Raw genomic sequence first — 15,943 nt, forward strand, 5'->3', positions numbered from 1 at the left:
GACAGGGGCGTCCGGTGGAGGCCGCAGGCCGGACCGAACTACAACTACTGGTTAAATCTTATTATTTCCTTGATTTCATGCACCAGATACGGTGGTTGGCGCATGTGAGCTACCCGGTGACATGTAGGGCACAGACTTACTAAGTCTTCCATAGTGGTTTCACGAACACCAAGACTCACCGGCACAAGGTGATGACACTCCACGACATACTTTTCGTTAACTACCAATTTCAAGCCACAGGCTTGGCAGGTAAAGTTATCTTTCAGTTTTCTCTGCTCAACAAGCTGCCGGTCACGCTCGGTTTTTGCAAGCACACTGTCTTGACGATAGCCCTCAATCGCACGCAGATCGTCAATCTCAAAATACCTTGTGAAAGCTCCATCATCCTTGGATGGAAATTCACTTTCCGACTCGGCAATTCCAAAAACTTTACGACCATTTAGGTTACTTCCCCATATTATGCTGGCCGCCTCGGAGGGAGAGTTAAAGACCACATCTTGCGCAAATCTGTAGCCAATTGTATCTGGCACCAAGATTTTTTCGGTTATCAAGCGCGCCCTGTAGCTGATCCTTTTAGAACGCTCCCGCAACGAATTTTGAACCCGATTATCGGCGACAGCCATTGAGCCTTGCCGGATAACAAAGCCTGCATCCGACTGATAACCGTAGGCTCTTATGCCTTTGGATTCGCACTCATGAATGACTGCTTTCATTTATAAACCTCAGATTTTACGCCGCGAGTCACCGGCGCGCGCCAGCGCTCAATCGTTTATTATGATTTATCTCCATCATTTAACGCCTCTATCTTTTTCTTTTCCTCCAAAGCCTTTCTCGTCAAATAAAGAGACAACCAGCTACCATCTGTCGACCCCAATAATGCAATTATGTTGCATATAGGCGACGCAATAATCAGCATAACAAACAACCACTCTTCATTGTTTGGCGCACCCTCCGTGACAAACAAAAAAGCCACGACGCTTATCAAAATTAAGTTCAAGACTATCGCAACTACTCTCATCGCTCTCTCCGTTGATCGTAACAGGCACTGGACTCCATAGGCATATCATTAACGCCTTCTAGCAGTCCAAAATACAGAGAAAAACAAAATTTAAGACCAATTCACCTCTAGGTCAACAAGCCATTCTGAGTACTAAGTAAATCTGTAAAGCGGAGAAAGCCCCGAATTTTTCCGATGCTGCCACGCCCTGTGCGTTATCCCGATCCTTGCTCACTGCCACCCTAAAGGCCTAACGCTGATATAAGCGGCATTCAGCACTGAGTGAGCCACCAGCGAACAAATTGACTGTCTTGTTATGCTCTTTAAATACGCCTGATCATTCGCTCTATTAAATCAAAATCGCGCTGACCATCAATCGTGCTCCAGCTAGCCATGATTTCCCAGATAAATCCACCAAGATATTTGACCTCATCCCCTGTGAATGTTGGCGAGTGTTTTAGCCGATAGACGTAGTTCAGTAGACGCTTGATGAACGCAATAAGCTCTTGATCTGAGATTTCGATATTATTCAATACGTAGCGGAATTCATCAGACAGCAGATCCATTTCGACGTGAACATCTGTAAGATAGCTTGCATCACTCTGAATTGCATTCAGCGCTGCATGCCAACGGTGACGCTCGCTCTCTGAAAAGTACTCTCTGAATTTACGAAAATCAGTTAATTCAAAGCTTTTCTCGTATGAGTCGCGATCTCCCGCAGCATCAAGCATAGTGTGAGCGAGATCGCGTTTGAAATCGCTGTAATGCATCAGAAGGTTGTTCCGGAGGATGGCGCGGCGGCGGCTGTGCGGTGCCACTACCACAAGTAGCCAAAACAGCACGCTGACCAGATAACCCACCGAAATATTAAAGATGACAGTATTGCCGATTTCAAACTGGGTCATCAGAGCAACGGCTTGCGGGTACTGCTCTAACGAGGCAAGAACCGGCTCATTGCTACTCTTGAACATAAGGAAGCACGAGACCACTGCACCTGCGCCGACTGCAGCCCCGGTCCGATGTTTCACTATGAAATTTTTCAAGACACCGGCCTATTGAAAGTATAGGTATTAGAGAAATCGGGGACAGACCCAATTTTAAGGCACGCTACCGCCCTACCCGGCAAGCTGTGATGGCTCCCTGCCATCCCTGCGGTAGTCCCTGCACTGCGTGTAGTGGCATTTCGCCTGGTCGTCTAAGCGACCTTAACCGCTCAGCGTATGCGACGAAGCCGATGGATGCCACACCCGATTGGTCGCAGAGGTGGCAAGGCCCCCGAGCCAGGTGAGTGACTCGGGGGCCTTGCTTGGGGGTCAACGCTCATCGGCGGCAAGCAGCGCGGTCTGCGGCATGCTGCTGTCAGGCCGAAGGCTTCTCGCCACGAACCGCCGCTTCGATCACGGCGATGTCGATCTTCCTCATCGTCATCATGGCATCGAACGCCCGCTTCGCGGCGGCGCGGTCGGGGCTGGTGTAGGCCCTGGTCAACGCGATGGGGGTAATCTGCCAGGAGATGCCCCACTTGTCCTTGCACCAGCCGCACTCGCTCTCCTGGCCGCCGTTGCCGACGATCGCCTTCCAGTAGCGGTCGGTCTCGGCCTGGTCCTCGGTGGCCACCTGGAACGAGAACGCCTCGTTGTGCTGGATGCCTGGCCCTCCGTTAAGCCCCAGGCAGGGTATGCCCATCACGGTGAACTCGACGGTCAAGACGTCCCCCTGCTTGCCCGCCGGGTAGTCTCCCGGCGCGCGGTGGACCGCACCGACGGAGGAATCGGGAAAGGTGCTGGCGTAGAACCTCGCCGCCTCCTCGGCATCGCGCTCGTACCACAGGCAAATCGTGTTCTTGGCAATCGTCGTCATGGGTTCCTCCATCATGGTTCCAGTCGAGTATCGCCCGGGCGCTTCCCTCCAGGCACAAGGCTCAGCCACGTGGCCGACGCCGATTCACCCTTGTGCGCTACCGGGACCTCTCACCCCGTTGTCGCGTTAGGAAAGGCCAGATCGACAGCCGCCGAGGATTTTTTCCATGGTGGCCTATCCGACGGGGCATCGCGGGCCTGCGCTATGGCTCAGGGGTCGCAAGGGCGGCCTCCACCGCCTGTTCGGCGTGGATGGCGGTGGTGTCGAAGAGGGGAACGTCCGTGTCGTCGGCCTGGATCAGCAGCCCGATCTCCGTGCAGCCGAGGATGACGCCCTGGGCACCCTGCCCGGCCAGCGAGGCCACGATCTCAAGATACTCGGCTTTGGAATCCGCCCGGATCTCGCCACGGCAGAGCTCGTCGTAGATGACGGTGTGCACCCGCTCGCGCTGTTTGGCATCGGGAATCCGCACCTCGATGCCCTGCGCCTCCAGGCGCTCGCGATAGAAGGCCTGCTCCATGGTGAAGCGGGTGCCGAGCAGCCCCACCCGGGTCACGCCCTGCCGGTGCAGCGCCCTGGCGGTGGCATCGGCGATGTGCAGCAGGGGAATCTCGACGGCCTGCTCGAGCTGCGGGGCAACCTTGTGCATGGTGTTGGTGCATAGCACCAGGAAGTCGGCGCCGGCCGCCGCCAGGGAGCGGGCCGCTGCGCCGAGGATCTGTGCCGTGGCCGCCCAGTCGTCGCGGCGCTGTAGGGCCTCGATCTCGGCGAAATCCACGCTGTAGAGCACCAGCCGGGCGGAGTGCAGCCCGCCCAGCCGCGCCTTCACTCCCTGGTTGATGAGCCGGTAGTAGGTCTGGGTCGATTCCCAGCTCATGCCACCGATCAGCCCTATCGTCTTCATCTTCCCTCCTCTTGCGGCCTCGGGTCGGGTGAGTGACTCGGGGGCCGTTTCCCTTTAGGTTCAGGGGGGAGTGCCCGCCAGGGCCGCGGGGCCGGGCAGCTAGTGCGCCCTGCCGCTTCACGCATTATTGACCAGGAGCTTACATGATCGCCGTCATCTTCGAAGTGATGCCGAAGGCCGAGCACCGCGACCACTACCTCGACATCGCCGCGAGCCTGCGCCCGCTGCTGGAGGAGGCCGATGGCTTCATCTCCATCGAGCGCTTCGAGAGCCTGACCCAGCCGGGCAAGCTGCTCTCGCTCTCCTTCTGGCGCGACGAGGAGGCCGTGGCCGAATGGCGCCGGCTGGAGCGCCACCGCGCCGCCCAGGCCGAGGGGCGCCGCGAGATCTTCGCCGACTACCGCCTGCGCGTGGCCGGGGTGCTGCGCGACTACGGCATGCACGACCGCGAGCAGGCCCCCGCGGATAGCCGCGAGCGGCACGACGACAGCACGGGAAACTGATCGGCTGGCAGCCCTCGATAGCTCGAGGGCCGGCCAGGGCATGCCCACGGCCGGCGGCTACACCATGCCTCTCAACCTGGCGGCAAGGCGCGGGGCCAAGGCCGTCACCGCGAGGACGACCGGCCAGAGATTGCCCCCCTCGAAGGTGTAGGCATCTAGCAGCTCGGGCCAGGACTTCCCCTGCCAGAGCCCGAAGGAGAACTCGAAGACGAGGGTGAGGGCTAGCCACCCGAGCCCGACGAGCCAGAGCTCTGCGGGTCGACGGATCTTCAGCCAGGGAAGTGACAGGTACGCCACGCCGATGATCAGCGTCGAGAGCAGCCCCCCGCTCAGCACCAGGGCGGCCGTCACTCCGAGCAGCGGGACGAGCACGGCCTCACGCAGCACCCCGTTGGCAATGGCCAGCACCAGGATGCCGCACCAGATCATCAGCGACTTTACCGCGATCATCACTCCCCCCTGCGGTTCACTGAACCGGGTTCCCGTCGCCCGCCGCGGCGGCCTCCTCCACGTCCACCCCAATGAAACCGCCGGACTGGCGGCGCCAGAGGGCGGCATAGAGGCCGTCTCGCGCCAGCAGCTCCTGGTGGGTGCCGCTCTCGACGATCTGGCCCTCGTCGATCACCACCAGGCGGTCGAGCATGGCGATGGTGGAGAGCCGGTGGGCGATGGCGATCACCGTCTTGCCCTCCATCAGGGTGTAGAGCTGCTCCTGGATCGCCGCCTCCACCTCGGAATCCAGCGCCGAGGTGGCCTCGTCCAGCACCAGGATAGGGGCGTTCTTGAGCAACACCCGGGCGATGGCGATGCGCTGGCGCTGCCCGCCGGAGAGCTTCACGCCGCGCTCGCCCACGTGGGCGTCCAGGCCGCGGCGTCCCTGCAGGTCCACCAGGTCGTCGATGAAGGTGTCGGCGTGGGCGCGGCGCACCGCCTCGAGGATCGCCTCCTCGCTGGCCTCCGGGCTGCCGTAGCGGATGTTGTCACGCAGCGAGCGGTGCAGCAGCGAGGTGTCCTGGGTGACCATGCCAATATGGCGGCGCAGCGATTCCTGGGTCACCACGGCGATATCCTGGCCGTCGATCAGGATGCGCCCGCCTTCCAGGTCGTAGAAGCGCAGCAGCAGGTTGGCCAGGGTCGACTTGCCCGCCCCGGAGCGGCCGATCAGCCCCACCTTCTCGCCCGGGGCGATGGTGAGGTCGAGGCCGTCGAACACCCGTTTCGCCTGGCCGTCCGGGCGCTCGTAGCCGAAGCGCATCGCCTCGAAGCGGATCTCGCCGCGGGGCACCGCGAGCGCCGGCGCCCCGGGGGCGTCCCGGATCGCGGGCTCCCGGGCGATGGTGTTGAGGCCGTCCTGCACGGTGCCGATGTTCTCGAACAGGCTCGCCACCTCCCAGAGGATCCAGTCGGACATGAAGCGGATGCGCATCACCAGCGCGATGGCCACGGCGATGGTGCCGAGTGATACCGCCTCCAGGTACCAGGCGCCGATGGCGATGGCCGCGACGCTTGCCAGCAGCAGGGAGTTGAGCAGGGTCAGGGTCACGGTGAGGCCGGTGGCCAGGCGCATCTGGCGATGCACCGTGCCCATGAAGCCCTCCATGGCGTCGCGGGCGTAGGCCTCCTCCCGGCGGGTGTCGGCGAACAGCTTGATGGTCTGGATGTTGCTGTAGCTGTCGACGATGCGCCCGGTCATCACCGCCCGGGCGTCGGCCTGCTCCATGGAGACCCGGCGCAGGCGCGGCACGAAGACCCGCATGATGGCAATATAGCCGGCCAGCCACGCCACCAGCGGCAGCATCAGCCAGGGCTCGGCGCTGCCCAGCAGCACCATGGCGCCGACGAAGTAGACGACCACGTAGACCATCAGGTCCATCAGCTTGGTCACCGTCTCGCGGATCGCCAGGGCCGTCTGCATCACCTTCTGGGAGACCCGGCCGGCGAACTCGTCCTGATAGAAGGCGAGGCTCTGGCCCAGCATGTGGCGGTGGGCCAGCCAGCGGCCGATCATCGGGTAGTTGCCGAAGATGCTCTGGTGGGTCACCAGCGCCTGCAGCAGGGTCAGCAGCGGCAGCAGCACCATCACCAGCGCCGCCATGCCCGCCAGGCGCCAGCCGTACTCGGCGAAGAAGCCCGCCCGCTCGGCGCCGGCCAGCCAGTCCACCAGCTGCCCCATGTAGTGGAAGAAGAGCACCTCCGCGGCGGAGACCAGGGCGGTGAGCAGCGACATCACCACAAGCAGCGGCAGCACCGGCCGCGTGAAGTGCAGGATGAAGGCGAAGAGCCCCCGGGGCGGCGTGCCGCCGAGGTCCTGCGGGTAGGGGTTCACCAGGTGCTCGAAGTAGCGAAACATGGCAGCCTTCCGGTTGCGTTCAGGGGTCCGATCCCGCTTGCCCGGGAATGGCGGGGAGGGTAAAACCTCTAGTTAAGTCGAGGTCAAGGAGAATATCATGTCCCCTCCCCTGCCGCGCGAGCTGAGCGTCGGCGAGGTCGCCCGGCGAAGCGGCCTGGCGGTCTCAGCCATCCACTTCTACGAGGCCAAGGGGCTGATTGCCAGCCGCCGCAACGCCGGCAACCAGCGGCGCTTCCGGCGCGACGTCCTGCGCCGCCTGGCGATCATCAAGGTCGCCCAGCGCACTGGCATCTCGCTCGACGAGATACGCGAGGCCTTCGACACCCTGCCCGATGCCCGCGCCCCCGGTGCCGCTGACTGGCAGCGCCTCTCGGCCGACTGGCGAGCGGCCCTGGACGAGCGCATCCGCTGCCTCACCCAGCTGCGCGACCAGCTCGACGACTGCATCGGCTGCGGCTGCCTGTCACTGGACGAGTGCCCGCTGCGCAACCCCGATGACGAACTGGGCGAGCAGGGCTGCGGCGCGCAACTGCTGAAACCCGACTGAGCCCGCGCCCCTGAGCGCCGTGTTCGGCTACCTGGACATCGAGGCACTGCATGGCATCGCCGTCGTAACGATCAGGGCTCGCCTTTCTCAGCTGATGACTCCTGGATTTCTCCTCCGATGGCCCCGACATGGCGCAAACTGACGATGGAGACCACGGCCAGCGCCAGGGAGCCCGGCGAGCGCAACATGATGCGCCTGCTGTTCGCCGCCCCGTCGCTGCGCAGACGCCTCCCCGAATGGCGCCAGGACGCCGCCCGCCTGCTGGCCCAGTTCCGCTGCGATCTGGCCGCCGCCCCCGAAGACCCCGCCATGCAGGAGCTGATCGAAGCGCTCGACGAACTGTCACTGGACTTTCGGCGCTGGTGGGAGCAACCCAACCATGACGCCTATCGCTACGGCATCGGCATCTCAGGATGGTGGTTTATTTCTCCGCCGACTGACCGGGCACCGAACAGGCGCGAATCGGGACGTTGCGAGTGCGCTTTCTCTCCACCCCCCCGCGGTAGCCAGAAAGCGTACCCTCGGGCGCCGCCTAGCGCAGCACGGCTTCCTCTCTCAGCCGCCCGGCCGACCAAGACATCGCCCTTGGACGCCGGGTGGTCCCTCTCGGTTTACAGCCATTTCCGCTAGCCAGCTCGCTTCCTTCGTCCCGACAAGCTGACACGGCTGACGTCATGACTGGCGCTCGACTATCGCACGGCAGCCGCTCTCTCTGGCTTGGGGATCCAGTAACCCGATGATCCACTCACGCACGGCAGCAATGGCCGGCTCCTCGAGCCGCTCAGGCGGGTAGACGAGCTGGAAGGGAGCGGCCTTTACCTCAGGGCCGAATGGCTGAACCAGGCGCCCCTGACGCAGTTCCTCCTCGATCAGATACCGGCTCATCAGGGCTATGCCCTGGCCGTCCAGGGCAGCGGCAATGCCATGGGTCTCGTCGGAGAACATCAGCCCGGCGCTGACGTCGAGCTCCGGCACTCGAACCTGGCGCTGCCAGGCCGCCCAGTCCAAGGGTGTGGGCGAAGAGGAGTGCAGCAGCGTATGGCGCACCAGCTCGGCCGGTTCACGCAGCTTCAGCACGGGGCTGCAGACGGGGATGAAGACATTGTCGAACAGCTTCTCCGCGACCAGCCCGGGCCAGGGGCCTTCGCCATAGCGAATCGCCATGTCGGCAACGACGCCATCCAGAGCAACCGCCTGGTGGGAAACCTGAATGCTCAGATCGATCTGCGGGTGGGCATCGCGCAGCAGGCAGACCCAGGGCAGCAGCCAGCGTGCTGCCACGGCCGGCGTGGTGGAGAGCGTTACCGCCTGCCGCGTCGGCGGACGGCGCAGCTTGGTCACCGTCTCGTCGATGGCATCGAAGGAGTCGCTCAGCACAGTAAGCAACGCCTGGCCCTGAGTCGTCAGCACCAACTGCCGCGGCCGCCGCACGAACAGGGCCACGCCCAGACTCTCTTCGAGCTGGCGGATCTGATGGCTGATCGCCGTCGGCGTGACCGAGAGCTCCTCGGCAGCGCGCTTGGCGCTGAGGTGGCGCGCCGCCGCCTCGAAGGCGCGCAGGGCGGAGAGCGAAGGCAGTCGTCGCGGCATCATGGCTGAATTTTATTTTCCGAAATCGAAAAAGAATCGTCGTTTGTCGCCCCGCCTGGTTAGAGGCTTATATGAAATGAGCCACAACCAGGACTGAGAACAATTCATTCAATAGATCCTACCCCCAGTGACGGAGAAAACCCATGACGCGTTTACTTCACCTCGATGCCAGCCCACGCCCCGGCCGTGCCGGCACCCACGACCACGGCTCGCATACCCGCCGGCTGACCCATCACTTCGTTTCCCGCTGGCGCTCTCTGGAGCCGGATGCCGAGGTGGTCTATCGGGATATCGGCGCCAATCCGCCTCCATTGACCAGCGTCGAGTGGATCGAGGCGGAATTCACGCCGGCTGAGAAAAAGACAGAGGCAATGAAAGCCGTGCTTGCCGAAAGCGATGCCCTGGTGGATGAGGTCATACGGGCCGATATCCTGGTGCTTGGCGCTCCCCTGTACAACTTCGGCCCACCGGCCGCGTTCAAGGCCTGGATCGACAACATCGTCCGCATCGGTCGTACGGTCGATTTCGACATGCAGTACGGTGCCCACCCCTACGTCCCGCTGGAACACTACGTGCCGCTGCTGTCCGACCGCCCCCGCCATGCGGTGCTGCTCTCATCGCGGGGCGGATTCGGCTTCGATCCGCAAGGCCCCTTGGCAGCTTTCAACCATTTTGAGCCGGGCGCACGCACCGCCCTACAGTTCATCGGCATCGACGGCTTTCACAGCATCGCCATCGAGCATCAGGAGGAAGGTGGTCAAGTACTGGCGGCCTCGACCCAAAGCGCTCTGGCGCGTATAGACCGACTGGTCGAGCGCCTGCACAGCGAAACTACAGCCAAGCGCCAGCTGCAGCCGGCTTGAGGTCAGACAATGGCCGAACTCCGGGGCGCCTGGCGCCCCGTTCTGCGCTTCACCGCTATGAGGCCTGGCTGACCGCTGCTTTGTCGGTCACCGGGTCGGCCTTGGCACCGGCCGCCTCGCGGCGCTCCGAGTAGCGGTCCACCAGCGTCTCATTGTGAGGCCGCAGTAGCAGGGTGAAGCGCACCAGCTCCTCCATCACGTCGGCGATGCGGTCGTAGAGCGGCGAGGGCCGCATGCGCCCGGCCTCATCGAACTCCTGGTACGCCTTGGGCACGCTGGACTGGTTGGGAATGGTGAACATGCGCATCCAGCGCCCCAACAGGCGCAGCGTGTTCACCGCATTGAACGACTGCGAGCCGCCGCTGACCTGCATCACCGCCAGGGTGCGACCCTGGGTGGGCCGCACCGCTCCCATGCTCAGCGGCAGATGATCGATCTGGGTTTTCATCACGCCGGTGATCTGGCCGTGGCGCTCGGGGCTGCACCACACCTGCCCTTCGGACCACAGCGCCAGCTCGCGCAGCTCCCGCACCGCCGGGTGATCGTCGCCCGGCACCTGGTCCGGCAACGGCAGATCGGAAGGGTCGAAGATCCGCGTCTCGGCGCCGAAATAGCGCAGCAGCCGCGCAGCCTCTTCCACCGCCAGGCGCGAATAGGAGCGTTCGCGCAGCGAGCCGTAGAGCAGCAGGATGCGCGGCGGATGGCCCTGCGGATCGGGCAAGCCCTGGCCGGGTTGCCGGAGAGCGAAGCGCTCGTCGAGGGCCGGTAGAACATCGGGGTCGTTGAGCGTGCGAAGCCTCATGTCGCCACCTTCAGTGTGTGGGTTTGCAGGACGAGCAGCGCCACCAGGGCGGCAAGCCCCAAGGCTGAGGAGAACAGCAGCGCCTGGGTGCCGAAGCGCTCGATCAACAGGGCGAAGGCCAGCGGCGCCAGGGCCTGGCCGAAGCGAGCCGGCACCATCAGCACGCCCTGGCGCAGGCCATAGCCATGGGGGCCGAAAATGGCCAGCGGCAACGTGCCCTTGGCGATGGTGAGAATGCCGTTGCCGGCGCCGTGCAGCAGCACGAACAGCGTGGCCAGCGGTGCCCCCAACGTCATCACGCCGAGCGCGCCAATGGGATGCGCCACCACCGCCAGCTTGGCCGAAAGCAAGGGATGAAAGCGCTGCAGAAGCGAGAACTCGAGCAGTCGCGCTGCCACCTGGGCCGGCCCCACCAGCGCCGCGGCGGCAATGGCGGCGGCGGGCGAGAGGCCGGCGATCTGCAACAGCCACGGCAAGTGTGCCGCCATGGCGGTACTGACGAACCAGGTCACGGCGAAGACGAAGGCCAGCAGCGCCATGGGCAGCCAGGTCGAATTCGCCTCGGCGACTGCCGTCTCGGCGTGAGGCGCGGGCGGCTGGACACCGAACGGAATCAGCCACCGGTTGAGCGGCAGACCCAGCAGCAGGTGTACCGCCGCCCAGGTGAAGCAGGCGTTCTGCCAGCCGAATTCGGCGTTGAGCCAGCCGGTGATCGGCCAGCACACCGTGCTGGCAAAGCCCGCCAACAGCGTGATGCCGGTAATGGCGCCGCGCGCCTCGCGGCCGTAGAGCCCGGCCAGGGTCGAGAAAGCCGATTCGTACAGTCCCATGCCCATGCCGACGCCGATCACCAGCCAACCTGCCCATAGCAGCACGGGCCCATCCGCCAACCCCAGCAGCACCAGGCCCAGGGCAAATACCAGGCTCGAGGCCGCCAGCACGTCGCGTCCGCCAGAACGGTCGATGCGCCGCCCCACCGCCGGCCCCAGCACGGCCGACACCACCAATGCCGAGGAGAAGGCCGCGAATACCGTACCCGTGGCAAGGCCAAGGTCTTGCGCCATGGGCACGGCGAGGATGGCCGGCAAATAGTAGGTCGAGCCCCAGGCAAGCGTCTGGGAGACGCCCAGGGCGACGACCACACCGGTGCGCGAGCTCATCGCCTACCTCGATCATCGAGGTATGAGGACCTGAAAAAACGCGCCGCGCTCATCCTTCCCGCTCCTCCCGCTTCACTGACCCAGCGGCCATGCGGCGGCTCTCGACGATGCAGTTCGTGGCCTCGAGCCAGGCGTCCACCGCCACCAGAAAGGCATCCCGCCCCTTTTCAGTCAGTGCGTAGACCTTACGCGAGCGCCCCTGCACCACTTCGTTCGTCGAGCAGAGATACCCCCCCGCCTCGAACTCGTTGAGCACCGGATAGACCGTACCCTCCGAAGGGCTGCAGCAGCCGTTGGTGCTCTTCTCCACCGCCTGCACCACCTCGTAGCCATGCATCGGTTTGCGGTGCAGCACGCTGAGCACGAAGAACTTCGACAGCGACATCTTGATCGTGCCGCGCCAGTAGGAAGGGTCGCTGTAGTCGGGGATCCGACGGCCCACGGCCGCTTCGGATGTTGCTTTGGTCATGGGGGAAACCTATGCCTCGATGCTCGAGGCGTCAAGAGGGTGAAGCGCCCTTCTGTGGTTCATCCCGCCCAAGCCACTCCAGCAACAGCCTGGCGAACGCTTCCGGCTCTTCCAACTGGGGCGTGTGGCCACTGCGCTCGAACAGCCGATAGGTAACGGGTGGCAGGTCAGGCAGGCGGGACTCCCAGAGCGCAGGGGGCACGACGTAATCATGGCGCCCCATCACTACCAGCATCGGCGCGGAGAGATCCTCCAAGCGCCAGTAGAACCGGTAGTCGACGAAGAAGTTGCGAAAGGCCGTGAAAGCCTCGGTGTCGATCGGCACCCCTTTCCAGAGAGAGGAGGCATCGTAATGCGGGTCGTACCAGAAGCGCGGGCCCTCGGCGACATAGCGAGCCACGAACGCCGCACCCGGCGACAGGCTTGTCTGTGCCGCCTCGCCGAGCAAGACATGATTTTTCTCCAGCACCGCCTTGCGAACGCCTGAAGCGTTTACATCCCAATAGCGCTTGCCCGCTTCGAGGGTTCTCGACACATCACAGGGCGGGGTTCCGATCAGCACCAGTCGGGATACCCGGCCCGGATACCGCTTGGCATACTCGAGGGCGACATTGCCGTGATGGGAGTGCCCCATCAGCACGAACCGCTCGAGGCCAAGTTCGACGCGCATGGCCTCGATATCCTCGCAGTAGGTTTCAAGCGTAATGGTCCCTGAGAGACCATTGCCATGCCCTTGAGCGAAGTGGCGCAGGTCCATGCAGATCAGCCGACACGCTGAGCGCAAGCCAGGGGAGAACGTTCTCGGGTAGTAGACGGAAGACCCTACTACCAGCACTGCCGGCCCCTGCCCCTCCTGACGATATCTCAGGGTTGCACCAGGCACCTCCAAGCAGCCTTCGCTTGGGGACTTTGGAACTTGCCGAGATTCGGAAGGCAAGCGAGTTCTCTGGCTCATGCTCTCGACTCCTTTGACCACGCAGTGTCAGGATGGCCCGAGCGGATTAGGAGCATTACCCCGACGGGATTGCCACCGTTCGGTTAATCGGTAAAGGCCGCAAGGCGATAAAGAGTGCCGCTCACCTGCCTGGCGCGCAGTACCTACCTGCTGGGAGGCGAGGGGCATACCGGGCTCTGTGGGAACGGAGCCACCGCCAGCCCGGCGCTAGATAGACGTGTCCGACGGTCCCTCAGGTACCGAGCGGCTCGCCTTCTGAAGTGGTTTCAGTGAGCGTCTCGGCTCGCCGCAGCAGCGCGCGCTCCTGCTCCGGAGCCAGCACCAGGCCAAAGCGCTGGCGCAGCACGTCGGGTAGGGCATCGGCAGTTATGCGCTGCAACGCCGGCGCCTTGCCCGGGCGGAAGATCCTTAGCTCGAGATCGGTGAGCGCAAGCCGAACCACGGCGCCGTTGTGCTGAGCCACGACCCGCCGCACGAATGGCGATTCGGGGTGGTGAGACGCCAGATAGTTGTATTCGCCAGAGTCGGCACGATAGCAGGGTTCGTCACTGAACTGGTAGATGTTGAACCATTCACCGAGGCGCCTATGACGCAGCAGCCAATACCCCAGCGGCGAGCGCTCCAGGCGATACTCCCAGGGGCCATGACTCAGTTCTCGGTCCGCCTCGAGCCGGATCGGCTCACGCGGCCCGATATTGCCCACCCCGACATCGACCATCCAGTCATGGCCTTCCAGGTTCACCACCAGCAGCGTATGGCCGAGAGGAGTGACGATTCGCTCATCCTCACCCATCAGCATTCTCGCGTTGCGCCCGGCGACCTCGAAGCCCAGCAGGTCCAGCACCGTGGCGAACAGCGTGTTGTGCTCATGGCAATAGCCGCCGCGCCGGCGCCGTACCAGCTTGTCCTGGAGACTTTCCAGGTCGATGCGGATCTCGCCACCGGTGACGATCTCGAGATTCTCGAACGGCACCACGTCGAGGTGCGCCTGCTGCAGAGCCGTCAATGTCTCCAGGCTGGGCGTCAAGGAGCCACGGTAGTCGATACGTGCCAGGTAGGCGTCGAGATCGAGCGCCGACGTCTCCCACTGGGTCGATTCATGAAGGGGTTGGGCGTTCCGTACAGCCTGCATAGCGTTCTCCTGTTCCTTCAACAACAACTTATCTCGTAGAACAACCTTGTAGCGCAGGCTAATACCTCAAGTTAGCTTCAGGTAAAGCGGAGAAGTTTCAATCGCTCTCATAGCCACAGATCATTGAACCAAGAGGTTGACAATTCATGGCTACAACGCCTATTTGATGACCAGCTGCCGAACGACTTTCAACAAGAAGAGACTTTCAACAATAACGGACGGAGCCGTGCCATGACCTTGCCAATGCCCCCCATCGTCTCAGAGGCGGAGTGGCGCAGTGCTCTGGATGAACAGATCGCTCGCGAAAAGGCCCATACGCGTGAACGCGACAGGCTCAATGCCGCGCGGCGCCGTCTGCCGATGACCGAGGTGCGCGCTGATTACGTCTTCGAAGGGTCACAGGGAGAGACAACTCTACTCGACCTGTTCGAGGGGCGCCGCCAGCTGATCGTCTATCACTTCATGTTCGGGCCCGACTGGGAAGCCGGCTGCGACGGCTGCTCCTGGGTAGTGGACGCCATGACTCACCCCGCCCACCTCAACGCGCGAGATACCAGCCTGGCGCTGGTCTCCCGGGCACCGCTTGAAAAGCTCCAGCGCTACCAGGCGCGCATGGGCTGGCAGCACCCGACGTGGGTCTCGTCGCTGAACGGCAACTTCAACCAGGACATGGGCGTGACCAGCTGCAACTGCCATGCGCCGGACACCGACCGCGGCGAGCGGCATGGCATCAGCGTCTTCCTGCGCGACGGCGAGCGGGTCTTTCGCACCTACTTCAGCGGCAAGCGCGGCGTGGAGTACCTGGGCAGCCTGTGGACCTACTTGGACTTGACGCCCTACGGTCGCCAGGAGAGCTGGGAAGAGTCACCGCCCGGCTGGCCGCAAACGCCGCCCTACGTATGGAACCGGCGTCACGACGAATACGAGACGTGACGGCCCTCACGGCTCGCTTGGAAATAACGACAACCAGCGGGAACACAAAAACATGAAGACCATCAGCCAGCTTGGCGGCATGAGCTGGGAATCCACCGTCAGCTATTACCGGGCACTAAACGAAGGCATCAAGGCCGCCCTGGGTAGGCTGCACCGAAATCGCTCTGCTGGTTCAGCAGGGCGATACCGCGGTGCCACGCTACGACACCACGGCCATTCACGCCGAGGAGGCAGTCAAGTGGGCACTGGATAGCCAATGAACGAAGCCCAGTCGCTGCAGCAGGCCATTGACGAACCGGTGCTCCTGGCAGAGTACGACCCCGCCTGGCCGGCACGCTTCGAGGCCGAACACAGCCGCCTGCGGGACCGTTTCCCCACCGAGTTGCTCGATGTACAGCATATCGGCAGCACCGCCATCCCCGGCATGCCGGCCAAGCCCATCATCGACGTCATGGCCGGGGTCGCCTCCATGGCCGTGGCCGACGCCCTTTTCGAGTTCATTCTCGAGCACGGCTACGTGACCTCGGTCGAGTTCAACGCCAGCCTGACCGACCGTCGCTGGTTCATGCGCCATGCCAACGGGCACCGTACTCACCACCTGCATGTGGTGATGCACGAGGGCGAACTTTGGCACCAGCGCCTCGCCTTTCGCGATGCGCTGTGTGCCGACGAGATGCAGGCCGAGCGCTATGCCGCCCTCAAGAGGGAACTGGCTTCGCGTCACCATACGGATCGCGAAGCCTACACCCGCGCCAAGGGCGAGTTCGTACGCTCGATCATCGGGCCGGACCAGAGTCTCGGCCAAGTCGCTCGCTGAGGATTGTCGGCATCGACGACCTGGGTCAGCTTCCAGTATTCATAGGCGAGCGGGCCAAGAG

The 15,943-nt window shown here is 63.2% G+C and carries 19 protein-coding genes; 6 read left to right on the forward strand and 13 right to left on the reverse strand.

What is annotated here, in order from left to right; translation table 11 throughout:
- Positions 1–44 precede the first annotated feature (44 nt).
- From D1793_RS10360 to D1793_RS10375, 5 genes are all read right to left on the reverse strand, one after another.
- Positions 45–713, reverse strand: coding sequence for a DUF4357 domain-containing protein (locus tag D1793_RS10360; protein WP_119022092.1), 669 nt, complete (start codon positions 711–713; stop codon positions 45–47).
- Between the two features lie 59 nt (positions 714–772).
- Entirely contained in the window at positions 773–1,018 is a 246-nt protein-coding gene (locus D1793_RS19425) for a DUF2207 domain-containing protein (protein ID WP_162899947.1), read from the reverse strand.
- Positions 1,019–1,320: 302 nt separating this feature from the next.
- A complete protein-coding gene (locus D1793_RS10365; RefSeq protein WP_119022093.1) occupies positions 1,321–1,968 on the reverse strand; it encodes a hypothetical protein in 648 nt (215 codons plus the stop codon).
- Positions 1,969–2,356: 388 nt separating this feature from the next.
- Positions 2,357–2,857, reverse strand: coding sequence for a VOC family protein (locus D1793_RS10370; RefSeq protein ID WP_162899948.1), 501 nt, complete (start codon positions 2,855–2,857; stop codon positions 2,357–2,359).
- 202 nt (positions 2,858–3,059) lie between these two features.
- A complete protein-coding gene (locus tag D1793_RS10375) occupies positions 3,060–3,761 on the reverse strand; it encodes an aspartate/glutamate racemase family protein (protein ID WP_119022094.1) in 702 nt (233 codons plus the stop codon).
- A 143-nt stretch (positions 3,762–3,904) separates the two neighbouring features.
- Between D1793_RS10375 and D1793_RS10380 the strand changes: the two genes are divergently transcribed.
- The gene (locus tag D1793_RS10380; RefSeq protein WP_119022095.1) at positions 3,905–4,264 is read left to right on the forward strand and encodes an antibiotic biosynthesis monooxygenase; all 360 of its coding nucleotides are present in this window, start codon (positions 3,905–3,907) and stop codon (positions 4,262–4,264) included.
- A gap of 57 nt (positions 4,265–4,321) precedes the next feature.
- On the opposite strand, the gene D1793_RS10385 is transcribed toward D1793_RS10380, so the two are convergent.
- Both D1793_RS10385 and D1793_RS10390 read right to left on the reverse strand, forming a co-directional pair.
- Positions 4,322–4,714 (reverse strand): hypothetical protein, encoded by a 393-nt coding sequence (locus tag D1793_RS10385; RefSeq protein ID WP_119022096.1) that lies wholly within the window; start codon positions 4,712–4,714, stop codon positions 4,322–4,324.
- A gap of 16 nt (positions 4,715–4,730) precedes the next feature.
- On the reverse strand, positions 4,731–6,614 hold the full coding sequence (locus D1793_RS10390; RefSeq protein ID WP_119022097.1) for an ABC transporter ATP-binding protein: 1,884 nt from the start codon (positions 6,612–6,614) through the stop codon (positions 4,731–4,733).
- 97 nt (positions 6,615–6,711) lie between these two features.
- On the opposite strand from D1793_RS10390, the gene soxR reads away from it, so the two are divergent.
- Both soxR and D1793_RS19850 read left to right on the forward strand, forming a co-directional pair.
- The gene (soxR, locus tag D1793_RS10395; RefSeq protein ID WP_119022098.1) at positions 6,712–7,161 is read left to right on the forward strand and encodes a redox-sensitive transcriptional activator SoxR; all 450 of its coding nucleotides are present in this window, start codon (positions 6,712–6,714) and stop codon (positions 7,159–7,161) included.
- Positions 7,162–7,347: 186 nt separating this feature from the next.
- A complete protein-coding gene (locus D1793_RS19850; RefSeq protein ID WP_240407649.1) occupies positions 7,348–7,791 on the forward strand; it encodes a hypothetical protein in 444 nt (147 codons plus the stop codon).
- 42 nt (positions 7,792–7,833) lie between these two features.
- On the opposite strand, the gene gcvA is transcribed toward D1793_RS19850, so the two are convergent.
- Complete coding sequence (gene gcvA / locus D1793_RS10405) at positions 7,834–8,754, reverse strand: transcriptional regulator GcvA (RefSeq protein ID WP_119022099.1); 921 nt, start codon at positions 8,752–8,754, stop codon at positions 7,834–7,836.
- A gap of 140 nt (positions 8,755–8,894) precedes the next feature.
- Here gcvA and D1793_RS10410 point away from each other — a divergent pair, with 140 nt between their 5' ends.
- Positions 8,895–9,614 (forward strand): NAD(P)H-dependent oxidoreductase, encoded by a 720-nt coding sequence (locus D1793_RS10410; RefSeq protein ID WP_119022100.1) that lies wholly within the window; start codon positions 8,895–8,897, stop codon positions 9,612–9,614.
- A 55-nt stretch (positions 9,615–9,669) separates the two neighbouring features.
- On the opposite strand, the gene arsH is transcribed toward D1793_RS10410, so the two are convergent.
- From arsH to D1793_RS10435, 5 genes are all read right to left on the reverse strand, one after another.
- On the reverse strand, positions 9,670–10,416 hold the full coding sequence (gene arsH / locus D1793_RS10415) for an arsenical resistance protein ArsH (RefSeq protein WP_119022101.1): 747 nt from the start codon (positions 10,414–10,416) through the stop codon (positions 9,670–9,672).
- Positions 10,413–11,576: an MFS transporter gene (locus D1793_RS10420; protein WP_119022102.1), complete on the reverse strand. Its 1,164-nt coding sequence runs from the start codon at positions 11,574–11,576 to the stop codon at positions 10,413–10,415. Before D1793_RS10420 ends, arsH begins: the two co-directional genes overlap by 4 nt.
- A 49-nt stretch (positions 11,577–11,625) precedes the next feature.
- Complete coding sequence (locus D1793_RS10425; RefSeq protein WP_119022103.1) at positions 11,626–12,045, reverse strand: PadR family transcriptional regulator; 420 nt, start codon at positions 12,043–12,045, stop codon at positions 11,626–11,628.
- Positions 12,046–12,076: 31 nt separating this feature from the next.
- Positions 12,077–13,000, reverse strand: a complete 924-nt coding sequence (locus D1793_RS10430) for an alpha/beta hydrolase (protein WP_119022104.1) — start codon at positions 12,998–13,000, stop codon at positions 12,077–12,079.
- A 232-nt stretch (positions 13,001–13,232) separates the two neighbouring features.
- Positions 13,233–14,132 (reverse strand): arylamine N-acetyltransferase, encoded by a 900-nt coding sequence (locus tag D1793_RS10435; RefSeq protein ID WP_119022105.1) that lies wholly within the window; start codon positions 14,130–14,132, stop codon positions 13,233–13,235.
- A 231-nt stretch (positions 14,133–14,363) separates the two neighbouring features.
- On the opposite strand from D1793_RS10435, the gene D1793_RS10440 reads away from it, so the two are divergent.
- Entirely contained in the window at positions 14,364–15,065 is a 702-nt protein-coding gene (locus tag D1793_RS10440) for a DUF899 domain-containing protein (RefSeq protein ID WP_119022106.1), read from the forward strand.
- Positions 15,066–15,321: 256 nt separating this feature from the next.
- A complete protein-coding gene (locus tag D1793_RS10455) occupies positions 15,322–15,882 on the forward strand; it encodes a GrpB family protein (RefSeq protein ID WP_119022107.1) in 561 nt (186 codons plus the stop codon).
- The last annotated feature ends 61 nt before the right edge of the window (positions 15,883–15,943 follow it).

Origin of the sequence: Halomonas sp. JS92-SW72, assembly GCF_003547075.1 — a bacterium.
Lineage (GTDB): Bacteria > Pseudomonadota > Gammaproteobacteria > Pseudomonadales > Halomonadaceae > Halomonas > Halomonas alkalicola.